General features: G+C 64.4%; 18 protein-coding genes. 13 read left to right on the top strand and 5 right to left on the bottom strand.

Features of this window, described 5'->3' with window-relative positions; genetic code table 11:
- Positions 1–33 precede the first annotated feature (33 nt).
- On the top strand, positions 34–1,143 hold the full coding sequence (locus tag AC56LW_RS19285; RefSeq protein WP_499636853.1) for a metallophosphoesterase: 1,110 nt from the start codon (positions 34–36) through the stop codon (positions 1,141–1,143).
- Positions 1,144–1,171: 28 nt separating this feature from the next.
- Here AC56LW_RS19285 and AC56LW_RS19280 read toward each other — a convergent pair whose 3' ends face one another.
- Entirely contained in the window at positions 1,172–2,272 is a 1,101-nt protein-coding gene (locus AC56LW_RS19280; RefSeq protein ID WP_499636851.1) for an MBL fold metallo-hydrolase, read from the bottom strand.
- Between the two features lie 269 nt (positions 2,273–2,541).
- Between AC56LW_RS19280 and AC56LW_RS19275 the strand changes: the two genes are divergently transcribed.
- The 6 genes from AC56LW_RS19275 (at position 2,542) to AC56LW_RS19250 (ending at position 6,792) form a co-directional block, all read left to right on the top strand.
- The gene (locus AC56LW_RS19275) at positions 2,542–3,708 is read left to right on the top strand and encodes a sialidase family protein (RefSeq protein WP_499636849.1); all 1,167 of its coding nucleotides are present in this window, start codon (positions 2,542–2,544) and stop codon (positions 3,706–3,708) included.
- Positions 3,709–4,437 carry a hypothetical protein gene (locus AC56LW_RS19270; protein WP_499636847.1) on the top strand — a complete coding sequence of 243 codons (729 nt, stop codon included), beginning with the start codon at positions 3,709–3,711 and terminating at the stop codon, positions 4,435–4,437.
- Positions 4,427–5,254, top strand: coding sequence for a hypothetical protein (locus tag AC56LW_RS19265; protein ID WP_499636845.1), 828 nt, complete (start codon positions 4,427–4,429; stop codon positions 5,252–5,254). The genes AC56LW_RS19270 and AC56LW_RS19265 overlap by 11 nt, the downstream gene beginning before the upstream one ends.
- 77 nt (positions 5,255–5,331) lie before the next feature.
- Positions 5,332–5,769 carry an MbcA/ParS/Xre antitoxin family protein gene (locus AC56LW_RS19260; RefSeq protein ID WP_499453514.1) on the top strand — a complete coding sequence of 146 codons (438 nt, stop codon included), beginning with the start codon at positions 5,332–5,334 and terminating at the stop codon, positions 5,767–5,769.
- Positions 5,766–6,455 (top strand): RES family NAD+ phosphorylase, encoded by a 690-nt coding sequence (locus AC56LW_RS19255; protein ID WP_499636843.1) that lies wholly within the window; start codon positions 5,766–5,768, stop codon positions 6,453–6,455. Before AC56LW_RS19260 ends, AC56LW_RS19255 begins: the two co-directional genes overlap by 4 nt.
- A gap of 16 nt (positions 6,456–6,471) precedes the next feature.
- The gene (locus AC56LW_RS19250; protein WP_332533648.1) at positions 6,472–6,792 is read left to right on the top strand and encodes a DUF2288 domain-containing protein; all 321 of its coding nucleotides are present in this window, start codon (positions 6,472–6,474) and stop codon (positions 6,790–6,792) included.
- 45 nt (positions 6,793–6,837) lie between these two features.
- On the opposite strand, the gene AC56LW_RS19245 is transcribed toward AC56LW_RS19250, so the two are convergent.
- Positions 6,838–8,859 carry a bifunctional 2',3'-cyclic-nucleotide 2'-phosphodiesterase/3'-nucleotidase gene (locus AC56LW_RS19245; protein ID WP_499636841.1) on the bottom strand — a complete coding sequence of 674 codons (2,022 nt, stop codon included), beginning with the start codon at positions 8,857–8,859 and terminating at the stop codon, positions 6,838–6,840.
- Between the two features lie 133 nt (positions 8,860–8,992).
- On the opposite strand from AC56LW_RS19245, the gene prfB reads away from it, so the two are divergent.
- From prfB to lysS, 3 genes are all read left to right on the top strand, one after another.
- A protein-coding gene (prfB, locus tag AC56LW_RS19240; protein ID WP_258837984.1) for a peptide chain release factor 2 occupies positions 8,993–10,097 on the top strand; the annotation gives its coding sequence in 2 pieces (ribosomal slippage) (positions 8,993–9,073 and positions 9,075–10,097; 1,104 coding nt in all).
- Between the two features lie 13 nt (positions 10,098–10,110).
- The gene (locus AC56LW_RS19235; RefSeq protein WP_499636839.1) at positions 10,111–10,782 is read left to right on the top strand and encodes an HAD family hydrolase; all 672 of its coding nucleotides are present in this window, start codon (positions 10,111–10,113) and stop codon (positions 10,780–10,782) included.
- 52 nt (positions 10,783–10,834) lie between these two features.
- The gene (gene lysS / locus AC56LW_RS19230) at positions 10,835–12,370 is read left to right on the top strand and encodes a lysine--tRNA ligase (protein ID WP_332533626.1); all 1,536 of its coding nucleotides are present in this window, start codon (positions 10,835–10,837) and stop codon (positions 12,368–12,370) included.
- Positions 12,371–12,428: 58 nt separating this feature from the next.
- Here lysS and ppnN read toward each other — a convergent pair whose 3' ends face one another.
- Positions 12,429–13,850 (bottom strand): nucleotide 5'-monophosphate nucleosidase PpnN, encoded by a 1,422-nt coding sequence (gene ppnN / locus AC56LW_RS19225; protein WP_332533625.1) that lies wholly within the window; start codon positions 13,848–13,850, stop codon positions 12,429–12,431.
- A 317-nt stretch (positions 13,851–14,167) separates the two neighbouring features.
- Between ppnN and AC56LW_RS19220 the strand changes: the two genes are divergently transcribed.
- Positions 14,168–15,616, top strand: coding sequence for a peptide MFS transporter (locus AC56LW_RS19220; RefSeq protein WP_499502031.1), 1,449 nt, complete (start codon positions 14,168–14,170; stop codon positions 15,614–15,616).
- 388 nt (positions 15,617–16,004) lie between these two features.
- Here AC56LW_RS19220 and AC56LW_RS19215 read toward each other — a convergent pair whose 3' ends face one another.
- Complete coding sequence (locus AC56LW_RS19215) at positions 16,005–18,251, bottom strand: OPT family oligopeptide transporter (protein ID WP_499636836.1); 2,247 nt, start codon at positions 18,249–18,251, stop codon at positions 16,005–16,007.
- Positions 18,252–18,456: 205 nt separating this feature from the next.
- Here AC56LW_RS19215 and AC56LW_RS19210 point away from each other — a divergent pair, with 205 nt between their 5' ends.
- Both AC56LW_RS19210 and AC56LW_RS19205 read left to right on the top strand, forming a co-directional pair.
- Complete coding sequence (locus tag AC56LW_RS19210; RefSeq protein ID WP_499637114.1) at positions 18,457–20,913, top strand: penicillin-binding protein 1A; 2,457 nt, start codon at positions 18,457–18,459, stop codon at positions 20,911–20,913.
- A 96-nt stretch (positions 20,914–21,009) separates the two neighbouring features.
- Positions 21,010–21,369 carry a DUF1428 domain-containing protein gene (locus tag AC56LW_RS19205; RefSeq protein WP_332532875.1) on the top strand — a complete coding sequence of 120 codons (360 nt, stop codon included), beginning with the start codon at positions 21,010–21,012 and terminating at the stop codon, positions 21,367–21,369.
- A 14-nt stretch (positions 21,370–21,383) separates the two neighbouring features.
- Here the strand turns inward: AC56LW_RS19205 and AC56LW_RS19200 are convergent, their stop codons facing one another.
- On the bottom strand, positions 21,384–22,610 hold the full coding sequence (locus tag AC56LW_RS19200; protein WP_499636834.1) for an AMP-binding protein: 1,227 nt from the start codon (positions 22,608–22,610) through the stop codon (positions 21,384–21,386).
- Between the last annotated feature and the right edge of the window lie 152 nt (positions 22,611–22,762).

Here is a 22,762-nt window from a genome sequence, read left to right as displayed (position 1 = left end):
CTGTGCGCTGGCTGGCTGCTGGCGGGAGCATGCATGTTTTCGATCATTATCAATTTTCTCGGCTCACTGATGCATTTTTACGTGGCGCATCGCCTGTATGCGCTGGGGCCGGTTCGTGCGCGCGTGCCGGCGCGTGTCTGGTGGGTGGGCGCTGTGCTTCTGTGGGCGTTTTATCTGTGGGGCGTGCAACTCGGGGATGCGGCGCTCGACTGGCGCTGGTGGCCGGGGCAGTTCTCGATGACGTGGCTTGGCGTGCTGTTCTGCATGACGCAGTATCTGCTTCTGGCCGACATCATCACGGGCTTTGGCTTCTGGCTGCGGACCTGGGCGCCGCGCATTCTGGCGCTTGGCGCGATCGCGGGCGTCTCTGTCAGCGCCTTTGCGATTTTTCAGGCGTTGCGCGCACCGGCCATCGTTGAACAGGAGGTCACCCTGCCCGGCCTGCCCAAGGCGCTCGATGGCACCGTGCTGGTAGCAATCAGCGATACGCACCTTGGGGCGCAGCGCCGCGCAGAGTGGCTTGGCGCGCGGGTCGACCAGATCAATGCCCTCGATCCGGATGCCGTCGTGATGCTGGGCGACCAGGTTGAAGATGAACCGATCAACGACGCCCAGCTCGCACCTGTCCTCAAACGGCTGCGGCCCGCCATGGGCGTCTGGGCCATTACTGGCAACCATGAATACTATGGCGACGCCGGCGGCACGATCCACGAGTTCGCAGCCGGCGGCGTCAAGTGGCTGCGCGACCAGCACGTCGAGATCGCACCAGGCCTGCACTTGGCGGGCCTGGACGATATCGGGCGCGCCCGGCGCGGTGGGCGCGACGTGAATGCCGGTCTCGAACGCATGCTGCCCAAACGGCTGGACGGTGCGACGATCCTGCTCTCGCACATCCCCGACCCTCTACTAATCGAGCGCGCTGCGCAAAAGGACATCGACCTGATGCTGTCCGGGCATACCCACGGCGGCCAGGTCTGGCCATTCACGTATCTGGCCCAGCGCGAGTTTCCCTATCTGGTGGGCTGGTACCGCATCGGCCACATGCAGCTGGTGGTCAGCCGCGGTGCCGGTGGCTGGGGCCCGCGCATGCGGCTCTGGCAACCCGGCGAGATTCTCAAGCTGACCCTGCGCGCCCAGCCTTGACCCAGGGGCATGAGCACCCCGCCGCCACTCACGGCGCGATGGGTGGCCTGTACGTTTGCCCGTGCCGCATCACGAAGAACGCATCGTCCGCTACACCCTGCGCCGCGCGCGCCAGTGCCAGGTCGCGCGGCGCCTGGTCGAGGCGCTCCTGCCCCATCGGATAGGTCCCCCAATGCATGCCCACGCTGCGCTTGACGCGCAGCTCACGGTGGATGCGCACCGCCTCGTCGGGACTCACGTGCGAATTGCGGTACCACAGCGGCTGGTAGGCCCCGATGCCGATGGCCGCGAGATCGAAGCCACCGAAGCGCGCGGCGATGTCGCCAATGTCCTTCGAATAGCCCAGGTCACCCGAGAAGAAGAATGCAAATCCGGGACGCGTGACGGCAAAGCCGCCCCACAGTGTCGCATTGCGGTCCCACAGCGAGCGGGCCGACCAGTGATGTACCGGCAGCAGGTGCAGTTCCAGTCCCCGGTACACGGTCTTTTCCCACCAGTCGAGCTTGACGATGCGCGAGCGGTCGCCCCCCGTCACGTTCTTCGCGAGCCAGATATCGAGGCCCAGCGGCGCCACCAGCAGCGGCGGCCCGCCCGGCTGGCGGTACAGCGCGCGCAGCGACGCCTTCGACAAGTGGTCGTAGTGAGAATGACTGAGCAGGATGACGTCGATGCGCGGCAAGTCGGCCAGCGCCACACCGGGCGCCTGATGGCGCCTGGGTCCCGCGAACGGCAGCGGCGAGGCACGCTCGTCGAACACGGGGTCGGTCAGGATGTTCACGCCGGTTCCGCTCTGGAACAGGAACGTTGCGTGGCCGATCCAGGTCAGCGCCGGTTCGCTGTGGTTGGCGTGAATGAAGGCCAGGTCGGGCGCCACCGGCGCGATCGGCGCAAGCGGTGCACGCACGGCGGCGTCCTCGGTCCAGTTGGCGATCCGCGCCGCCCAGCCCTCGAAGAAGCCGCGCGGCGGCCGTTGATACGCAGGGTTGGCTGGATAATTGTTCGCAAAGCCTTCGACGCGATGATGGGTTTTGGCGGCGTCGTAATAGGGATTATGGTGCGCGCAACCGGTTGCGAGCAGAGCGCACGCAAGAACGGAAGCAGTCAGCAATGGCGTCAGTATGGTGCGCATGCGGCAATACCCGAACGGTCAAAAAGGCCAGTATAGGCGGTGTTACCGACGACGCGCCGGATGCGAATCGACGCGTCGTTTCGGCGCGTAACGACGCGTCTTTTATCAGCGCCCAATGTTCTTTCTCGCTGCTTTACGGTAGGATAGCGCCTTTTCCCGGTCACGATCGTACGCTGGCGCCCGCGACATTGGCATGACTTTACCGGTGAAAAATTCATTGCCCGAACCCCGTGCGCAACGCACTTGCCGGGTTCTTCGACTGGAAGCGAATGGAGAAGTCCGCGATCCCCCGGCCGCCTAGACATCATGCGATCCTTCTCGGCGGCCTGCTGCTTGCCGTGCTGGTGCTCGTGATCGCGGCGGAGGCGCTGCGCTGGCGCGGCGCGTCTGGTGCAGCTGCCATGCCCACCGTGACCACGGCGAGCCCTGGCCGCGTGACGCTTACCGAACTCTCGCACGCCCACATCCCCGCGCCGCGCGGCATGCCATCGGCCCACGCCAGCACGCTGGCCGCCCTGCCAGGCAATCGCATGCTCGCGTTCTGGTGGGCCGGCAGCCGCGAGAGCGGTCCGGATGTCAAAGTCTTTGCCTCGACCTGGGCCCACGGTGCGTGGAGCGCGCCAAGGATGGTCGCCAGCCGCGATACGCTGGGCACCGAACTGGGTTTCGGCGTGCGCCGCATCGGCAACCCCGTCGCCTGGACCGACCGCGCCGGCAAGATCCACCTGTACGTGGTGGCCACGGGCCTGGGCGGCTGGGCCGCCGCGCGCATTGCGCACCTGGTGTCGAACGACCAGGGCGCTACCTTCCACGTGCGCCGGATCCTGCCGACCTCGCCCCTGTTCAACACCAGCGCGCTGGTGCGCACCGCACCGCTGATGCTGAGCGATGGCGGCTGGTGGCTCCCCGTGTATTTCGAGATCGGCAACAAGTACCCGATGCTGATGGCGTTCGACGCCGACGGCAACCCGACCACGCTGGCGCGCATCGGCAACAGTACCACGACACTGCAGCCAGCCCTCGTGGCCATCTCGAAGAACGAAGTGCGCGCCGTGATGCGCGACGACAGCGAACAGCAACTGGTCCAGCATGCGGCAAGTCTCGATGGCGGCGCCACCTGGCGCGATCTGCCGGCGCTCGACCTGCCCAATTACAGCACGTCGGTCGCCGCGATACGCCTTTCCAGCGGCCAGTTCCTGATGCTGCATAATCACGTCGAAGGCGGCGCGTCGGCGCGCAGCATCCTGCGCCTGTCGATCTCGGACGACATGCGCAGCTGGCGCACGATCGCCGACATCGCCAAGGGGCCGGCCGGCGACGAATTTTCGTACCCATCGATGCAGCAGGTCGGCAACGAACTGCACATTACCTACACCTGGCAGCGCCAGGCGATTGCGCACCATCGCTACCGTATTCAACCGGAAGGTTCCACCTAGATGACACTGCCGGATCTCGCAAGCCAGATCGTGTACGGCCGCATTGGCTGGGCGATCGTCGCCGCCACCGTGGCCTGCGCGCTGTGGCGCGGTGCGGCGCCGCTGTCGCGCACCGGGGTGGCTGCCATCCTGGGCGGCGCACTGGCCCTGATGGCGCTGCCCGGCAACCTGTCGCCTGCCTGGTACCTGGGTCTGGCGTTCCAGTATCCGAGCGGCCTGCTGGTGGGCTGCTGCCTGGTCCGCCTGACGGAGCGCTGGAACGGCGCCCGCCGCAGCGCGGCCATGCCGCCATCGCTGGCAGGGGTGCTGGCCGTGGCCGGAACGCTGCTGTACGTCGACGCAGTCGGCTTTCTCACGAGCGGTTACTATTACGCCGGTTTCGGCAGCGTCCTGGCGCCGCTCGTCGCGGTCATCCTGGCCGGCGCCTGCGCACTGGCGATCGTGCGGCATCACGCGCGCGGGATTGCAACAGCGGTGCTGGGCGCGGTCGTCCTGTTCTCGGTGCTGCGCCTGCCAAGCGGGAATCTGTGGGACGCCCTGCTCGATCCGCTGCTGTTTGGCTGGGCCATTGCGGCGCTGCTGGCCGGCGCGCTGCGCCGCAGGGGGCGCCGCGTCGCTGACCGCAGCCCATCAAGTCATAGCGATCCCGATTCCGCACCGGGCCCCGCGCTGCAGCCAATCGCGGCTGAACATTTCACGTCTCTGAAGGAGCAAGTTGGTGGTCAATAAGTTAGCAGTCAATCATCCCTGGTACAAACATCCGGTCATCATCTCGGCCACCGTCATCAATGCATTCATCCTGCTGCTGGCACTGGCATGGTCGGGCAATCCGCATGAGCTCTCGCGCCTGCTGGTCGAGGATGGCATCGTCGAATGGATGCAGTTCCTGGCGTTCTCGCTCACATCGGGCCTGCTCGGCTACGTGGCGGTGGACCGCTGGAAGAACGGCGGCATGCGGCTCGAAGTGCTGGTGCTGCTTGGCCTGACCGGTCTGGTGGCCGTGGCTGCACTGGAAGAAATCAGCTGGTTCCAGCGCATCCTGCAGATCCAGTCGCCCGAGTTCTTCCTGCAGAATAACCGCCAGGCCGAAACCAATCTGCACAACCTGGGTTTTGGCGAGGAAAGCCTGCACAAGGCCGTGCTGCTCAAGGTCATCCTGATTTCGGGCCTGATCCACAACCTGTTCCTGCCGCTGCTGGCGCGCAAGCGCCCTGCCGTGCGCACCTTCGTCGAGCGCTTCGGCCTGTACCTGCCGCCGCTGGCCGCCTCGATTCCGTACCTGGTGCTGGTGATCCTGTCGCACCTGCTGATCGACCATCCGCGCAAGGGCGAACTGGGCGAGACGTTCGGCGCCGTGCACTACCTCGCCACCGTGTTCGGCGCCTACTTCGTTGGCGTCGCCTACGACAAGAAGCCGCTGTTTGGGGGCCTGGATGCCCGCCGCGTCTCGGTGTTGTTTACGCTGCTGATGTTTTATCTCTTGATGACGGGCTGGATGCTCAGCGCCGGCGCTGGCGCGATCATCACCGCGGTTGGCGCCGACTGAGTCGATCGTGCGCCAGCCGTACGGGGCTTGCGATCGATCCCGAATTGGAGTATAAATACTCCAAAACCGGAGGAATCATGAGCCTTGCCTATGCCTACCCCAAGAGCCGTTTCGAGCCGGCGACGCTGGTCGACCTGACATCCAAGGCCGAGCGCGAGCGTTTGTCGCGTTCGGCCCTGACGGGCTTTTTCCGGCTTGCCGCCGCCTGGGGCCTGCGTGACGACGACGCGCGCGAGCTGCTCGGCGGCCTGTCTTCGTCGTCGTTCTACGACTGGAAGAAAAACCCCGACCGGGTGCTCGAAGTCGACCGCATCACACGCATCTCGTACCTGCTCGGCATCTACAAAAGCCTGCACATCCTGTATGGCGACAAGCTCGCCGACGAATGGGTGCGCCTGCCCAACACCAACCCGATTTTTGCCGGCCGCACGCCGCTCGCCTTCATGCAGGCCGGCGGCCTGCTGGCGATGCAAACCGTGCGCAAGCTGCTCGACGCCAGGCGCGGCGGCCTGTGAGCTCGCACGTCACGCCAAGGCTGACGCTGCTGCGCCAGCTCGATACCTGCCGCCTGATCCCGTCGCGCTTCGCCGATGTCGAAGACTCGGTGCTCGCACCCCTGGCCGACAGCGCCGACGCGCTGCGCGACCTGTTCGACCTGGATAACGCCACCAATGAACGCCTGCGCGCCGAATCCGGCCAGGCCCCTGGCATCGGCATGGACGAACTGGTGTTCGGCGTGCCGAACTTTCGCATCATCAACGCCGCGTTCACCTATGCGCGCCCGGAAGGCAGCCGTTTCAACGACGGCGAACGTGGCGCCTGGTACTGCGGGTTCGATGCGGCCACGTCGCTGGCCGAAGTCATCTTTCACAAGACCGTCGAATACGCCGAAATCAACCGTTTCGATGACAGCGTCAGCTACCAGTGCCTGCTGGCTGACTTCAGCGCGACCTTCCACGACCTGCGCGGCATCGCCGCTTTCGACGATTGCCTCGACCCGGCCAGCTACGTGGCCTCGCAGGCTCTGGCCAACGAGTTGCTGGCCGCCGGTTCGCTCGGCGTGATCTTCCCCAGCGTGCGCCAGGCCGGCGGCACGTGCCTGGCATGCTTCCGCCCGGCGCTGGTGGGCAACGTGCGCAAGGCGCACACCTATCGGTTAACATGGACGGGTTCGCCGCAACCTGCGGTCGAGATTCTTTGACCAGATCACCATGCACATGAAGACCAAACCCGAGAACGACACCGAACTGCACGACAAGATCAACCGCGAGACCGGCCGCGTCGCCTGGAGCGAGCTGCAGCGCCACTTTGCCAGCGGCAGCGTGGTGTGGGTGTCAAGCACGCTGGACCTGATCGATGTCGCACTGCGCATCGCGCACGACGACCGTGACAGCATCACGCGCTGGATGGGTGATGGCCAGGTGGCCAAGGTCAGCGACGAGCAGGCGCAAGCCTGGCTGGCGACGGATGCGACGCTGTGGGCATCGGTCGTGAGTCCGTTCGTGCTGGTGCAGGACGAGAAAAAGCCGGTGCACTGAAAGAAATGCCGGCCCTCGGGCCGGCATTTATGAAGGCAAAACGGCTTACTTCGACAGATCAACCGCGTACGACGCCGTCCCCTTGCCGCTGCCATCGTCGGCCTTCACCTGGCTGACATTGCCCAGCCCCGCTTCGCGTGCCAGTCCTTCCAGGCCTGGCGCCGAATGGAATACCACCTGTCCCTTCGTCTCGACCCGTGCAAACCGCCAGCTGCGCGCCGCGCCATGCGACGCGCGCGTCAGTTCTTTCGCTGCGCGGATGTGCGCGATCAGGATGTCGCGGTTATTGTCGGGCGACGCGATGACGACATTGCTGCCATCGAGTCCCAGGAAGCCGCCACCGCCACTGGCGCGGTAGTTGTTGGTCGCAACCAGGAACGCCTGCGCCGGCGCCACCGGTTTACCCATATACGTCAGGTTCACAATGCGCTCGCCCGGCTTCCTGGTCACGTCGATCTCGTAGCTGACATCCTTTGACGTGATCGTGTCGAAGTTAAAACTCGGGAAGCGCGTGTTGACCAGCTCCTGCGGCGCGGCTACCGCCGGGTCGATCGTGTTGAAACGCTGCGCCGCCGTCTCCAGCCACGCCTTCAGACCTGCGCCATCGACCTTCACCGCATACAGCGAGTTCGGGAACAGGTACAGGTCGGCCGCGTTGTTCAGCGCCAGGTCGCCGGCCGGCACGTCGGTGTAATCCGTCACGCTCGGAAACCCCGCCTTGAACGGCGCCGACACCGACAGCACCGGCACGCCGGCGTACTGCGGCAGGTTGGTCTTGACGTAGTTGCTCACGTACTCGGCCTGCGCGCGGTTGACGACTTCAAGCGCCGACGGGTCGCCCACGTCAGCGAAATAACTCGTCATGCGAAACGCCGAGCGGCCCACGGGCGTTTTCACGTAGGCGATTGTCGCTTCGTGCTCGGCGCGCACCAGGGCGGCAACGTCAGCATCCGGTTCGACGAAGGTCTTGGGCCCCGTCTGCGTGGCGCGCGCCTGCACGACGGTCTTGTCCTTGTCGACCGCCCAGGTCTTGCCGTCATAGGTCAGGTGCAGCTGGACCACGCCCAGGTGCTTGCCCCACTGGCTCGGCATCACGGTCGGCACGCCGTGCACCAGCCCGCGCACCTTGTCCACGCCCGGCAGGTTGAATTGCGGGACCGTGCTGTCGGCATTCGGGAACAGCTGGTGCGCGTGCCCCATCAGCATGACGTCAACGCCCGGCACTTTGGCCAGGTGCCAGTTGGCGTTTTCCATGGCTGGTGAATACGGAGCGTCATCCAGACCGCCGTGCGACAGCGCCACGATCAGCTGCGCGCCTTTCTTGCGCATCTCGGGGATGTATTTTTCCGCCGTTTCGCGCACGCCGGCGGTGACCACGCGGCCTTCCAGCCAGCGCTTGTCCCACGCCATGATATCGGGCGGCGTGAAGCCGATGATGCCGACCTTTACCAGCGTCTCGACCGGCTTGCCATCGGGGCCGCGCGCCGTGATCTTCTTGTCGATGATCCGGTATGGCGCAAACAGCGGCGCTTTTGTTTGCAGGCTGTTCACGTTGGCCAGCACGATCGGGAACGCCGGACCGGCGCAGCGCGGGCCCTTGTCGACGCCCTTGACCTGGAACTGGCTGCCCGTGATCCGGTTCAGGAACGGCAGTCCGTAGTTGAATTCGTGGTTGCCAACCGTGCCGCCTTCATAGCCCAGCGCATTCATGATCTTGTAGATGCCCAGCACCTCGTTGCAAGCGGGCGGTTTGACCAGTGCCTGGTAGTCGGCGAACGCCGTGCCCTGGATCGTGTCGCCGTTGTCGAGCAACAGCGTGTTGGTGAATTCCTTGCGCGCGGCCTTGATCAGCGTGGCGGTGCGATCGACGCCGATCGAGGGCTCGGCAGCCAGCTTGTAATAGTCGTAGCCGACGACGTTGGCGTGCAGGTCGGACGTTTCCAGCACGGCCAGGACAGCGGTGGCGCCGGCGGGCGCTTTGGCCGCATAGGCAGGAGCATTGAACAGCAATGGAACGAAGGTGGTGACGAGCGCGGTGCCGATCTGATAACGCAGGGAGCGGTTCATGGGTAATCCGGGTAACGAGACCGCGCGATGGTACCCCTTGCCCCGCCGCCGGGCAAGCCATAGCGCTACATTGGGGCTACGCGTCGGGTATAATCCCCGGTTCGATTCAACCCACATTGAGACTGCCGATATCATGGAAGCCGAACGCATCAACGCCATTTCCGCCCTGCTGAACGACCTGACGGGTCGTGAGGCCGAACTTCGGAGGTATCTTTGACTTCGATAAGAAGTCAGAGAAACTAGAACAGGTCAACCAGGAGCTGGAAGACCCGGCGATCTGGAATGACCAGAAGCGTGCCCAGGAAATGGGCAAAGAAAAGAAGGCGCTCGAGGGCGTCGTGCTGACACTCGAAAAAGCCAAGGCCGATCTCGCTGACGCCCTGGACCTGTTCCAGATGGCGCGCGAAGAAGGCGACGAAGACACGATGGAAGCCGTCGCGGGCGACGTCGAGGCGATCCAGAAGATCATCGAAGCCATGGAATTCCGCCGGATGTTCTCCAATCCGATGGACCACGCCAGCTGCTTCATCGACATCCAGGCCGGCGCCGGCGGCACCGAGGCGCAGGACTGGGCCTCGATGCTGCTGCGTCAATACCTGCGCTACTGCGAACGCAAGGGCTTCAAGGCCGAGATCCTCGAGCAGTCCGACGGTGAAGTCGCGGGCATCAAGACCGCCACCATCAAGGTCGACGGCGAATACGCGTATGGCCACTTGCGCACCGAAACGGGCGTGCACCGCCTCGTGCGCAAGTCGCCGTTCGACTCGGCCAATGGCCGCCACACGTCGTTTACGTCGCTGTTCGTGTATCCCGAAGTCGACGATTCGATCGAGATCGAAATCAATCCGGCCGACGTGCGCATCGATACCTACCGCGCGTCCGGCGCCGGTGGTCAGCACATCAACAAGACCGACTCCGCAGTGCGCCTGACGCACGGCCCGTCGGGCATCGTGGTCCAGTGCCAGAACGACCGCTCGCAGCACCGCAACAAGGCCGAAGCCTGGGACATGCTGCGCGCCAAGCTGTACGAGCTCGAACTGCGCAACCGCATGAGCGAGCAGCAGAAGCTCGAAGACTCCAAGACCGACGTCGGCTGGGGCCATCAAATTCGCTCGTACGTGCTGGACCAGTCGCGCATCAAGGATTTGCGTACCGGCTTCGAGACCGGCAACACGAAGAACGTGCTGGACGGCGACCTCGATGATTTCATCTCGGCGTCCCTGAAGCAAAACGTATAAAGGCTTTCATCGCATGACGACACCCGCCCGCGCACTGATCTTCGACATGGATGGCACCATCGTCGACAACATGGACTTCCACACCCGTGCGTGGATCACGTTCTTTGCGCGGCGGGGCCAAACCATCGAGCCCGATGCGTTCTTTCGCGACACGGCCGGCCGTCAGGGCAAGGAAATCCTGCGCCACTATCTGGGCGCAGAGCTGGACGACGATGCGCTGGCCACGCTGAACCACGAAAAGGAAGTGCTGTACCGCGAGCTGTATGGCCCGCACCGCCGCACGATCGACGGCTTCGACGCCTTCATCGACCGCGCACGCGAACAGGGCTGGGCCCTGGCGGTGGCCACGTCGGCGTCGCCAGGCAGCGCCCGTTTCATCCTCGACGAGATGGACCTGCAGCGCAAGTTCGATGCCGTCGTCGTCGGTACCGTGGATGTCCCCCGCGGCAAACCGCACCCTGACGTGTTCCTCAAGGCCGCCGACCGCTGCAGCGTACTGCCGGCGCACTGCATCGTGTTCGAAGATGCGCCGCTGGGCGTGGAAGCGGCGCGCCGCGCGGGCATGCGCGCCGTGGTGCTGACCACCACGCTGCCCGCCGAGGCGTTTGCCGAATTCGACAACGTCATTGCGATCGTCAACGACTTCACGCAGCTGGACGTTGAAGCGCTGCTGTCGCTGTCTTAATTACTGCGCGCCGTACCGGCGGCATGCTCAACCAATATCAACCACCACCACTATGACCACCGAGAACCAAGAACAGGCACCTTTGCCAGGCGCCGACGAAAACAAGATCATGGCCGAGCGCCGCGTCAAGCTGGCGGCGATCCGCGAGAAAGGCGTCGCGTTCCCGAACGACTTCGTCCCTCAGCACAAGGCGGCCGACCTGGTCCAGGCGTATGGCGAAAAAACGCGCGAAGAACTCGAAGCCGAGCCGATTCCAGTGGTGCTGGCAGGCCGCATGATGCTGCGCCGCGAAGCGGGCAAGAAAGCGGCGTTCGCGACGCTGCAGGACAGCTCGGGTCCGTCGGCCAGCGGCCGCATCCAGATCTACATCACGCTCGACAGCGCCGGCGAAGCCGCGATGGACGAACTGCGCAGTTATGATTTGGGCGACATTCTGGGCGTCGAAGGCACGCTGTTCAAGACCAAGGTCGACGAACTCACGGTCAAGGTCAGCCAGCTGCGCCTGATCACCAAGGCGATCCGTCCGCTGCCGGACAAGTTCCACGGCCTGGCCGACCAGGAAACGAAGTACCGCCAGCGTTACGTCGACCTGATCATGAACGAAGACACGCGTCGCACGTTCAAGGCGCGCACCGCCGCGATGTCGTCGATGCGCCGCTTCATGGAAGACAACGGCTTCATGGAAGTCGAAACGCCGATGCTGCACCCGATCCCGGGCGGCGCCGCGGCCAAGCCCTTCGTCACGCACCACAATGCGCTGGACATGGAAATGTACCTGCGCATCGCACCGGAGCTGTACCTCAAGCGCCTGGTGGTCGGCGGGTTCGACCGCGTGTTCGAAGTGAACCGCAACTTCCGCAACGAAGGCGTCTCGGTCCGCCACAACCCTGAATTCACGATGATGGAATTCTATGCGGCGTACACCGACTACAAGTGGATCATGAACTTCACCGAACAGGTGATCCGCCAGGCCGCGGTCGACGCGCATGGCAGCGCCGTGCTGTCGTACGGTGGCCGTGAGCTGGACCTGTCCAAGCCGTTCCAGCGCCTGACCATCATCGAGGCGATCGACAAGTACGCGCCGGGCTACACGCCGGAGCAGCTGAACGACGCCGAGTTCATCAAGACCGAACTGAAGAAGTTCGGCGTCAAGCCATTCGCCACCGCCGGCCTGGGCGCGCTGCAACTGGCGCTGTTCGAAGAAACCGCCGAAGCGCAGCTGTGGGAGCCGACCTTCATCGTCGACTACCCGGCTGAAGTCTCGCCACTGGCGCGCGCATCGGACACCCGCGCCGGCGTGACCGAACGCTTCGAGCTGTTCATGGTCGGCCGCGAGATCGCCAACGGCTTCTCGGAGCTGAACGATCCGGAAGACCAGGCAGCGCGCTTCCTGGCGCAGGTCGAGGCCAAGGATGCAGGCGATGAAGAGGCGATGTTCTATGACGCCGACTACATCCGCGCGCTGGAATACGGCATGCCGCCGGCAGGTGGTTGCGGCATCGGCATCGATCGCCTGATGATGCTGATTACCGATTCGCCGAACATCCGCGACGTGCTGCTGTTCCCGCACTTGCGCAAGGAAGACTGAGTAACCGGGCGTTGACGCTTGAATGAAAAAGGCCGCCTTCGGGCGGCCTTTTTTTTGCTTACTGCACGATCGTGTAGCAAGGCGTATAAGCCTTGCCCGGCAACTTCATGCGGCTTTGTTCGACGAACGACGCCAGCAGCGCATCCATCGGCCCCATGATCGCGGCTTCGCCACGGATCTCGTACTTGCCAAATTGCTCGATCGCGCGGATCCCCTCTTCCTTCACATTCCCGGCCACCACGCCCGAAAATGCCCGGCGCAGATTGGCCGCCAGCAGGTGTGTCGGGATGCCCCGGTGCAGGTCGAGGTTGCGCATGTTCTCGTGCGTCGGGCGGAACGGCTTCTGGAATTCGTGGTCGATCTTCAGGCGCCAGTTGTAATAGTAGGCGTCGCTGTGCGCCTTGCGGAAGGCCCGCACTTCGCTGATGCCCTTGACCATTGCGACGGCTACCGCATCCGGATCGTCGATGATGATCTGGTAGCGCTTCTGCGCCGCCTCGCCCAGCGTCAGCGCCAGGAAGGCGTCGATCTGCGTGAAGTAGTCGCGCGACGATGCCGGGCCGGTGAAGATCAGCGGGAACGGGATCTCGGCGTTATCGGGATGCAGCAAGATACCGAGGATGTACAGGATTTCTTCGGCCGTGCCCGCACCGCCCGGGAACACCACGATACCGTGGCCCGTGCGCACGAAGGCTTCCAGGCGCTTTTCGATGTCCGGCATGATCACCAGGTCGTTGACGATCGGGTTCGGGGACTCGGCCGCGATGATGCCCGGCTCCGAAATGCCCAGATAACGACCGCCCGACAGGCGCTGCTTCGAATGGCCAATCGTGGCACCTTTCATCGGCCCCTTCATCGCGCCCGGGCCGCAGCCGGTGCAGATATCGAGTTCGCGCAGGCCGAGCGCGTAGCCGACCTTCTTCGTGTAGTTGTACTCGATGCGCGAGATCGAGTGGCCGCCCCAGCACACGACCAGGTTCGGATTGCGCTGCGCCTGCAGCACATTGGCGTTGCGCAGGATGTGGAATACGGCATCGGTGATGCCGTCAGTGCGGGTCAGGTCGAACTTCGGGTTGTCGGTGACGTCGAAATTGACGAACACGATGTCGCGCAGTACGGCGAACAGGTGCTCGTGAATCCCGCGGATCATTTTGCCATCGACGAACGCGCTGGCCGGCGCGCCGCGGATATCGAGCTTGATGCCGCGCTCGCGCTGAAGGATGCTGATGTCGAAGCTCGCGTACCGCTCGAGCAGTTCCTTGCCGTCGTCGATGTCGCTGCCGCTATTGAGTACTGCAAGCGCACATTTACGAAACACGTCGTACAGGCCGGTGCGGCCGGTGTCGAGCAGCTTGCTGACTTCGGATTTGGACAGCACTTCGAGCTGGCCTTCCGGCGAAATCAGCGTGTCGACGACCTGCCGGCTTTCGGGGGACAACTCGGTATCTACTACGGGTAATTCACTTGCTGCTTGCGTCATGGTCTGATGTCCTCGTTCGATTCTGTGATGCGGACTGCCAATAATCTGACCGTCCTGTACAGCAATATACGCCAATCCGATGGCGCATGCGCGCCCCAAAACAGGGTGCAGTGCACCATGTTCGGGACCCGTTGGCGCACCGGCAAAAAAGCTTCGTATGATGCAGGATATGCACTAGAATGCGTGCCTATTGGAACGTTCGCCCGTCGAATAGCGCCATATAACAATTACCTTGTCATTACATTTTCGGGAGGAACCGCATGAGCGGTGCAGCTACTACCCCAGCTCGGGGACCTCTTCCAGAGTTCAAGCAGATCATGGGCCATCCAGCACCGCTGTGGATGCTGTTCATGACGGAATTCTGGGAGCGCTTCGCTTTTTATGGCATTCGTTGGGCACTCGTCCTCTACATCGTCGGCCAGTTCTATGCCGGCGACGCAGCTGGCCAGGCCAGTGCCAACCTCACCTACGGTTCCTACCTCGCGCTGGTGTATGCCGGCGCCGTCTTCGGCGGCTATGTGGCCGACCGCGTCATCGGTTATCAACGCTCGATCCTGGTCGGCGCCATCTTCATGGCGGCCGGCCTGTTCATGATTTCGATTCCGAACCAGGACGTGTTCAAGCTGGGTCTGGCCACGATCATTGTCGGTAACGGCATGTTCAAGCCGAATATCTCGGCCATGGTTGGCCAGCTGTACGCGCTGAACGACACCCGTCGCGATTCCGGCTTCACCATCTTCTACATGGGCATCAACGTCGGCGCATTCTTTGCACCGATCCTGACCCAGCTGCTGGCTGAAAAAGTGTTCGGCACCGCCGCCATGCCAGCCTACAAGATCGTGTTCCTGGCCTCGGGCATCGGCATGCTGATCTCGCTGGTCTGGTTCTTCATCGGCCGCAAGACGCTCCAGGGCATCGGCGCACCGGTCGGCGAACTGGCCAGCCCAAAGCGCCTGGCCGTCGTCATCGTCGGTTCGCTGATCGTGATCCCGATCGTCTACATGCTGCTGCAAGCAGGCGCCGCCAACCTGCAGATCCTGCTGACCGTATTGTTCATCGGCCTGGCCGCGATGCTGATCATCGAAGGTATCCGCGAAGGCAAAGTCGCGCGCGACAAGACCTGGGCGATGATGATCATCTTCTTCTTCAACGTCCTGTTCTGGTGCTTCTTCGAGCAGGCCGGCAGCTCGTTCACGTTCCTGGCCGATAACATCGTCGACCGCGACCTGAACGGCTGGACCTTCCCTGTCGCCTGGTTCCAGTCGGTGAACTCGGTGGCCATCATCGTCTTCGCACCGATCATCGCTGCCGTCTGGGTCTGGCTGGGCAAGCGCAACGCCAACCCATCGATCCCGCGCAAATTCGGCCTGGGCCTGATCTTCAACGGCATCGCGTTCGGCCTGCTGGTCTACGCCCTGTCGCAGCTGATCGACGGTAACGGCAAGATCCCGTTCTGGACACTGTTCGCCGTCTACGTGATCCAGTCGGTCGGTGAGCTGTGCCTGTCGCCAATCGGCCTGTCGATGGTCACCAAGCTGGCCCCTACCCGCCTCGTCGGCCTGGGCATGGGCGGCTGGTTCCTGTCAACCGGTATCGGCAACAACCTGTCTGGCATCTTCGCCTCGCACGTCTCGGGTGAAACCGGCATGACGGTGGCATCGGCGCTCGACGGCTACAACTTCGGCCTGCTGTCCCTGCTGGGCGGCGGCATCCTGCTGGTGCTGCTGGCACCGGTGATCCAGAAGCTGATGCACGGCGTGAAGTAACAGCGCTACGCACGAACAAAAACGGCGGCCTGCGGGCCGCCGTTTTTGTTTCAACCACCTCACATTGTTTGAAGAACTTGGCAAAAGCCGGGATCAAAAAGCCGGGGTCAGGTCTGACATTCGGACACGACCTCAACCAAAAGCCAGGGTCAGGTCTGACATTTGGACACGAGCTCGACAGTCGAGGAGTCGGAACTAGCTGGCCCATTGCCGTGCTAATACTGGCAACGCGACTTTGGCAGTGTCTAAGGCTGAGGTCGTGTCCGAATGTCAGACCTGACCCCAGCTGTTTGACCCCAGCTGTTGGAAGCGACTAAGGCTGAGGTCGTGTCCGAATGTCAGACCTGACCCCAGCTGTTGCCTTGGCGACTGCGCGTCCCGGTCCGCCCTACTTCACCGGCTTTTCACGCGCCACCCAGAACAGCAGGCCCACGATCACCGCATATGGCAGCATGCTCAGCACGTTGGCGCTGTCGCCTGCGAAGAACGGGTTGTACGCTTCGGCCCAGCGCGCCGCGGCGGCGTCGAAGTCCGTCAGGACGCCCGCCGTGATCGCGATGATGATTCCTGCCAGCGCGCCGCCGGCGATGTAGCCGGATGCCAGCAGCACGCCCGAGCTGCGGTCGTTTGCAGCCTGGCGTTCTTCTTCGTTCAGGCCCACATTCTGCGGCAGCTTGTTGTTGCGGCGGTCTGCCAGCCAGCGCACCGTGCCGCCAATCGCGATCGGCAGCGTCGCCACCAGCGGCAGGTAGACGCCTACTGAAAACGCCAGCGATGCGATCCCCGCCATTTCCAGCACGATCGCGATCATCACGCCAAACAGCACGAGCGTCCACGGCAGCTCGCGGTCCAGGATGCCCTTGATGATGTACGACATCAGCACCGCTTTTGGCGCATCGTATTTCTTCACTTCGGTGCCGTCGGTCCGCGTCTTGTGGTGACCGTTGATGCCCGGATCGACCAGGTACACGGCCTTGCCTGCATTGTCGACGAAGTACTTGCCGGCCGGGCCGCCGACCGTGTCGGTCTTGTGCCAGACTTTATAGGTGTTCTTGTCCGTGTCGGCTTGCGGTCCATGCAGCGTGCCAGTGTCGGTCAGCCGGGATGCATCGACCGTCAGGCCAGGCGCCACCTGCGCTGCCGGCACGTACACGGTGCCCGCGTCATTCAGCTTGAGCAGCACCGGCCCCAGGATCAGCGCCGATGCAAACGCGCCGCACAGGATCGCGTACTGCTGCATGCGCGGCGTGGAGCCAACCAGGTAGCCGGTCTTCAGATCCTGCGACGTCGTGCCGGCATTGCTGGCGGCGATGCAGACGATCGCGCCGACCGACAGCGCCGTCACGTAGTACTGGCCGCCCGTCCAGCCCATCAGCAAGAAGATCAGGCAGGTAAACAGCAGCGTCGCCACGGCCATCCCCGAAATCGGATTGGACGACGACCCGATCTCGCCCACGAGCCGCGACGACACGGTCGCGAACAGAAAACCGAATACCAGGATCAGCACCGCACCGAGCACGTTCATGTGCAGCGGCGCGGCCAGCGAAATGACGGCGACGATCGCCAGGCACCCAATGACGACCCACTTCATCGGGATGTCGCGGTCGGTGCGCAGCGACGCATCGGCGCTGCTGCCGTTCTTCATGCCCGCCAGGCCGCCACGCAAGCCGTTCCAGATCGTCGGCAGCGAGCGCGCCAGCGAGATCAGGCCGCCCGTGGCGACGGCGCCGGCGCCGATGTAGAGGATGTAGGCGCTGCGGATATCGTCGCCCGTCATGTCGCGGATCGGAATCGTGCCGGGCGAGAGCGGCGTGCTGGCCAGCTCGCCGAAGAACTTGATCATCGGGACCAGCATCAGCGACGCCAGCACACCACCGGCCGCCATCGTGAAGGCGATGCGTGGCCCGATGATGTAGCCCACGCCCACCAGCTCGGGCGAGATCTCGGCGCCGATGCTGCCCGTCTTGAGTGGCGCGCCGAACTCGAAGTTGACCGTATCGCGCCAGCCCTTGAACGACACGCTGAGCGTCTTGTACAGGATGCCGATGCCAAAGCCGCCGAAGATCAACAGCGCGCGACGCTTGGCGATGCGGACTGCGTCGCTGCCGGCGATGCGCACTTCACCTGCGGCGTCGCGCGAGACATCGGTGGCGGCAGCCTTGAGCACTTCGGCGCAGGCCGTGCCTTCCGGGTATTTCAGTTCGCGGTGCTGATCGACGATCAGCGTGCGGCGCAGCGGGATCATCATCAGGATGCCCAGCAGGCCGCCGAGCACGCCCACCAGCAGCACGCGCGAGATTTCCAGGTCGAAGCCCAGGATCAGGATCGCCGGCATGGTCACGCCCAGGCCGAAGGCCAGCGACTCGCCGGCCGAACCGGCCGTCTGCGCAATGCTGTTTTCCAGGATCGTCGATTCGCGCGCGCCGAGCTGCCTGGCCACGCCGAACAGCGTGATGGCGATGACCGCCACCGGGATCGACGCGCTGACGGTCAGCCCGACCTTGAGCACCAGATAGAGCGACGACGCGCCGAAGATCATGCCGAGGATGACGCCCATGATCAGGGCGCGCGGCGTCATTTCGGCCAGTTGGGCATGAGCGGGAATATAGGGTTTGAAGCTTGAATCGGGCGGCATGGTGTCCTTGGTTGCGGGCGTAGCTCGCCGCTGCGGACGAACCGAAAGCAGGAATATCGCACATGCACGTACGGAAAGAAAGCGCGCGCTGAAAGCGGACTATAATCGCCCGATCCTGGCCCGTCACGTGGTCCGAAGCAAGTTTTAAAGTGAGAGTTCGGCATTGAAAGCGACCAACCAACAGTCCGGAAAAACCCTGCTGGGCATGAAGCGCGCGTACGCGTACGTGCTGATCTTTTTCGCCGCGCTGGTGCTGATCGCGGCCGGCCTTGCCATAGGCGTGTGGAGCGCGATCAGCGCCAAGGTGCCGCCGATCGACGCCGTCACCGACTACCGTCCCAAGATCCCGCTGCGCATCTACACGCAAGACAATGTACTGATCGGCCAGTTCGGCGTCGAGCACCGCGACTTTGTCCCGATCGCGAAAATCCCCACGATGATGAAAAGCGCCGTGCTCGCGATCGAGGACACGCGCTTCTATGAACACGGCGGCATCGACTTCATCCGCGCGATGGGCGCGGCACGTGCCAACCTGCGCGGCGGCTTCCGCCAGGGCGCGTCGACCATCACGATGCAGGTCGCGCGCAACTTCTTCCTCACCAACGAAAAGACCCTCTCGCGCAAACTGACCGAAGTCGCCCTCGCCTACAAGATCGAAGGCTCGCTGACCAAGGACCAGATCCTCGAGCTGTACATGAACCAGATCTACCTGGGCCAGCGCTCGTACGGTTTTTCGAGCGCTGCGCGCAGCTACTTCGGCAAGACGCTCGATCAGCTGTCGCTGGCCGAGACGGCGATGCTGGCCGGCCTGCCGCAGAATCCGGCGCGTACCAATCCCGTGTCGAACCCGAAACGCGCCGCGGCGCGCCAGCACGCCATCCTCAAGCGCCTGCTCGAACTGGGAACGATCACCCAGGCGCAGTACACCACCGCGCTGGCCGAACCGCTGCGCGTCAAGCGCGACGCCGGCCAGAAATTCGACACGCCGGCCCAGTATGTCGCGGAGCTGGCGCGCCAGGCGGTCTACGAACAGTTCGGCGAAGAAGCCTACACGCGCGGCATCGTGGTCACGACGACGATTCGCGCGGCCGAGCAAAAGGCCGCGTATGAATCGGTGCGCCGCAACGTGCTGGCCTACGATGGCCGCCATGGCTACCGCGGCCCCGAGGCGCGCGTCGAGCTGCCGCAGGACCCCGAGCAGCGCGACGAAGCCATTGCCGATGCGCTGCAGGCGCGCCGCTCCAGCGACGGCTTGCTGGCCGGTGTCGTGCTGGCGGCCAGCCCGAGCCAGGTGCGGGTGACGCTGCTGTCCGGCGAAGACATCGTCGTCAAGGGTGCGGGCCTGAAGTTCGCCAGCCCGGGCCTCCAGCCGACGGCGCGCGAGTCGCTGCGGATCACGCCGGGCGCCGTCATCCGCGTCAGCAAGGACAAAGCCGGCGACTGGTCGATCGTGCAGGTGCCGCAGGTCGAGGCGGCGTTCGTCGCGATCGACGCCGACACCGGCGCCTACCACGCGCTGGTTGGCGGCTTCGACTACAACCTGCAGAAGTTCAACCACGTGACGCAGGCGTGGCGCCAGCCGGGATCGAGCATCAAGCCGTTCGTGTATTCGGCCGCTCTTGAAAAAGGCTACTCACCCACCACCCGCATTCTCGATGCGCCGATCGAACTGCCCGGCGCCAGCGAAGACAATCCGTGGCGGCCGCAGAACGACGACGGTGTGTTCGACGGCGAAGTCACGCTGCGCCAGGCACTCGTCAAGTCGAAGAACGTGCCAACGGTGCGCGTGCTGCGCGCGGTGTCGGTCGATTTCGCGCACCAGTATCTCGAGCACTTCGGCTTCGACCTGGCGCGCCATCCGCGCAACTACACGATGGCGCTGGGCACGGGCGCCGTCACGCCGCTGCAGCTGGCCGGCGCGTACTCGGTGTTTGCCAACGGCGGCTACCGCGTCAAGCCCTACCTGATCCAGCGCATCGTCGACGGCAATGGCAGCGTGATTGCCGATGTGCCGCCGTCGCAGGGTCCGCAGGAAGCCAACCGCGTCATCACGGCGAGGAATGCCTTCGTCGTCGACAGCATGCTGCGCGATGTGGCCCGCTTCGGCACTGCCGCCGGCTCGGCCAAGCAGCTCGGCCGCACCGACCTGGCCGGCAAGACCGGCACCACGAACGATGCCATTGACGGCTGGTTCGCCGGCTACGCGGGCAAGGTGGTGGCGGTATCGTGGATGGGCTACGACGAACCGCGCTCGCTGGGCGGCCGCGAATTCGGCTCGACGCTGGCGATGCCGATCTGGATCGACTACATGCGCGTTGCGCTGGCCAAGGTTCCACCGCAGGAGCGCACGCCGCCGGAGGACCTGGTCAACGCTGGCCGCGACTGGATCTATCCCGAATACGCCGATGCGGCCGAGACCCGCACCATCGACATCGCAGTCGCGCCGCCGGCTGCGCCCGTGGACGAGTTCCAGCAGCCGCTCGACGACGCGCCGCTCGAGGGACCGTCGCCGCTCGAGGCCCTGCCCAATGTCGCGCCCCCGTCGCCGCCGGTGCAGCCGCCGCAGCCATCACCGCAGCCGGCACCGCAAGCACCGCAGCCGCCACCACTGCCCCCGCAACAACCCCCGCAAGCACCGCCCCCCGACAACAGCGTGTGGTAGCCTGATGTTCCCGCCACCACTGGCGGGAACATCGTGGACCGTGTACTGGTGGGTCACAGACGCGCTCCGCGCATCCAACTGTCCAGGGAGATCCACATGGCATATGTCGATGGTTTTGTCCTTCCGCTTCCCACCTCCAGCATCGAAGCATATCGCGCCCAGGCGCAGCTGGCCGGCGCCGTCTGGCGCGAGCATGGCGCGCTCGAATACCGTGAATGGATCGCGGACGATGTCCCGTCCGGCGAACACACGTCGTTCCCGCGAAGTGTACAACTCGAAGAAGGCGAAACGGTGATCCTCGCCTGGGCCGTCTATGAATCGCGCGCCCACCGCGACGCGGTCAACGAAAAGGTCATGAACGATCCGCGCCTGGCCGCCATGATGCAACCGGGCGGCGTACCGTTCGACGTCAAGCGCATGTTCTTTGGCGGCTTCGAAAGCTTCGTCGCGCTGTAGGCCCGCGCACGCCGCTAGACGTTGCTGTCGATGATCCAGTCGGCCAGCTTGCCGCTCGCCCCACGCGGCAGGCGCGGTCCGAACGAATAGGCCCCCGGGCATTCGGGCGCCGTCAGGCGCTCGCTCAGCCAGGCATGCAAACTGGTCTGCAAACCGGCGTCAAGCGTGACGCCGTCACGCACCACCACGAAGGCCTTGAGCCGCTCCCCTTCATCAGGCCGCATGCGGCGTACGCTCGCCTCCAGCACGGCCGGATGCAGCCGCAGCACATCGGCAACATAACCCGGGAACACATTGACGCCGCCGACCTGCACCGCCTGGTCGATGCGCCCGTCCGGCTGAAAACGCCCGTCGTCGCGCCACGCCAACCGGTCCTGCAAAATGGCTGGCTGGCCCGACCCGTCCGGACACTGGCGCGTCAGGCCATCGCCCTGGCCAGTGCGCGACCAGTACGGGAACAGCAGATAGCCGCCCTCCGGTTCGTCGCGCCAGCCGACGCCGGCGGTCTCCGAGCTGCCATACACCTGCACCAGCCGCGCCAACCCCGTGCCGAGCGCCGCCCGGGCCACCTCGGGCGGGCACGGCGCCGTCGACGTCACACCGACCACGTCCGGCGCCAGCGGCCCGGCAGCCTGGCCGAACGCACGCCACAGATCGGGATGCCCGATGACGAGATCGCCCGCCCTCAACTGGGCCGCCAGCGCCGCCGGCGCATGGCCGCGCAGGTCGCACACGTCGATACCGAGGCGGCGCGGCAGCAGGACAGTAAACAGGAAGCCATAGATATGGTGCGCCGCCACCAGGCTGACGATACGCCGGCGGCCGCGCAGCAATTGGGCGAGCGCCTCGACCTCTTGCCACAACCAGGCCAGCGGATGCGTGCATGGCTTGGGCGCGCCGCTGCTGCCCGAGGTGCGAAACGTCAGCGCGCTTCCGTTCGCATCCAGGCCGGCGCGCGCCGCGTCCAGCCAGTCTGCCAGGCGCGTTTGCACCAGCAATGGCGCGTCGGCCGCCCCCTGCAGGTGCAATTGTGTTTCCAGCGCCGACGCCAGTCCCATCAGCTCGAGGGAATCGGCGCCCAGATCGCCGCGCAGATCGAGCGACGCCGGCCAGGGCTGCGCCAGCGTCTGCCTGCCGGGCCGCAGCGCCGCCAGTTCGGCGCCCAGCAGGTCGGCGACCACGCGCCGCAGGCTGGTCCCGTCCCGCCACCAGCAGGCTGCATCATCCGGTTTGTGTGTCATGAAATGTGAGAACATGAAGAGGAAGGCATGGTGACGTTGAAACACAAGGCTGTCAATTTGCCGGCGACTGTGGTGAAACACCCATTCTCGCAATTAAATAGTGAATTATTGCAATCGGGCAATTGACACGGGTTTATTGCACATGGCAACAT

Source organism: Telluria sp. LT2P80, from assembly GCF_059685955.1.
This window is presented reverse-complemented; position numbering and strand designations above follow the sequence as displayed.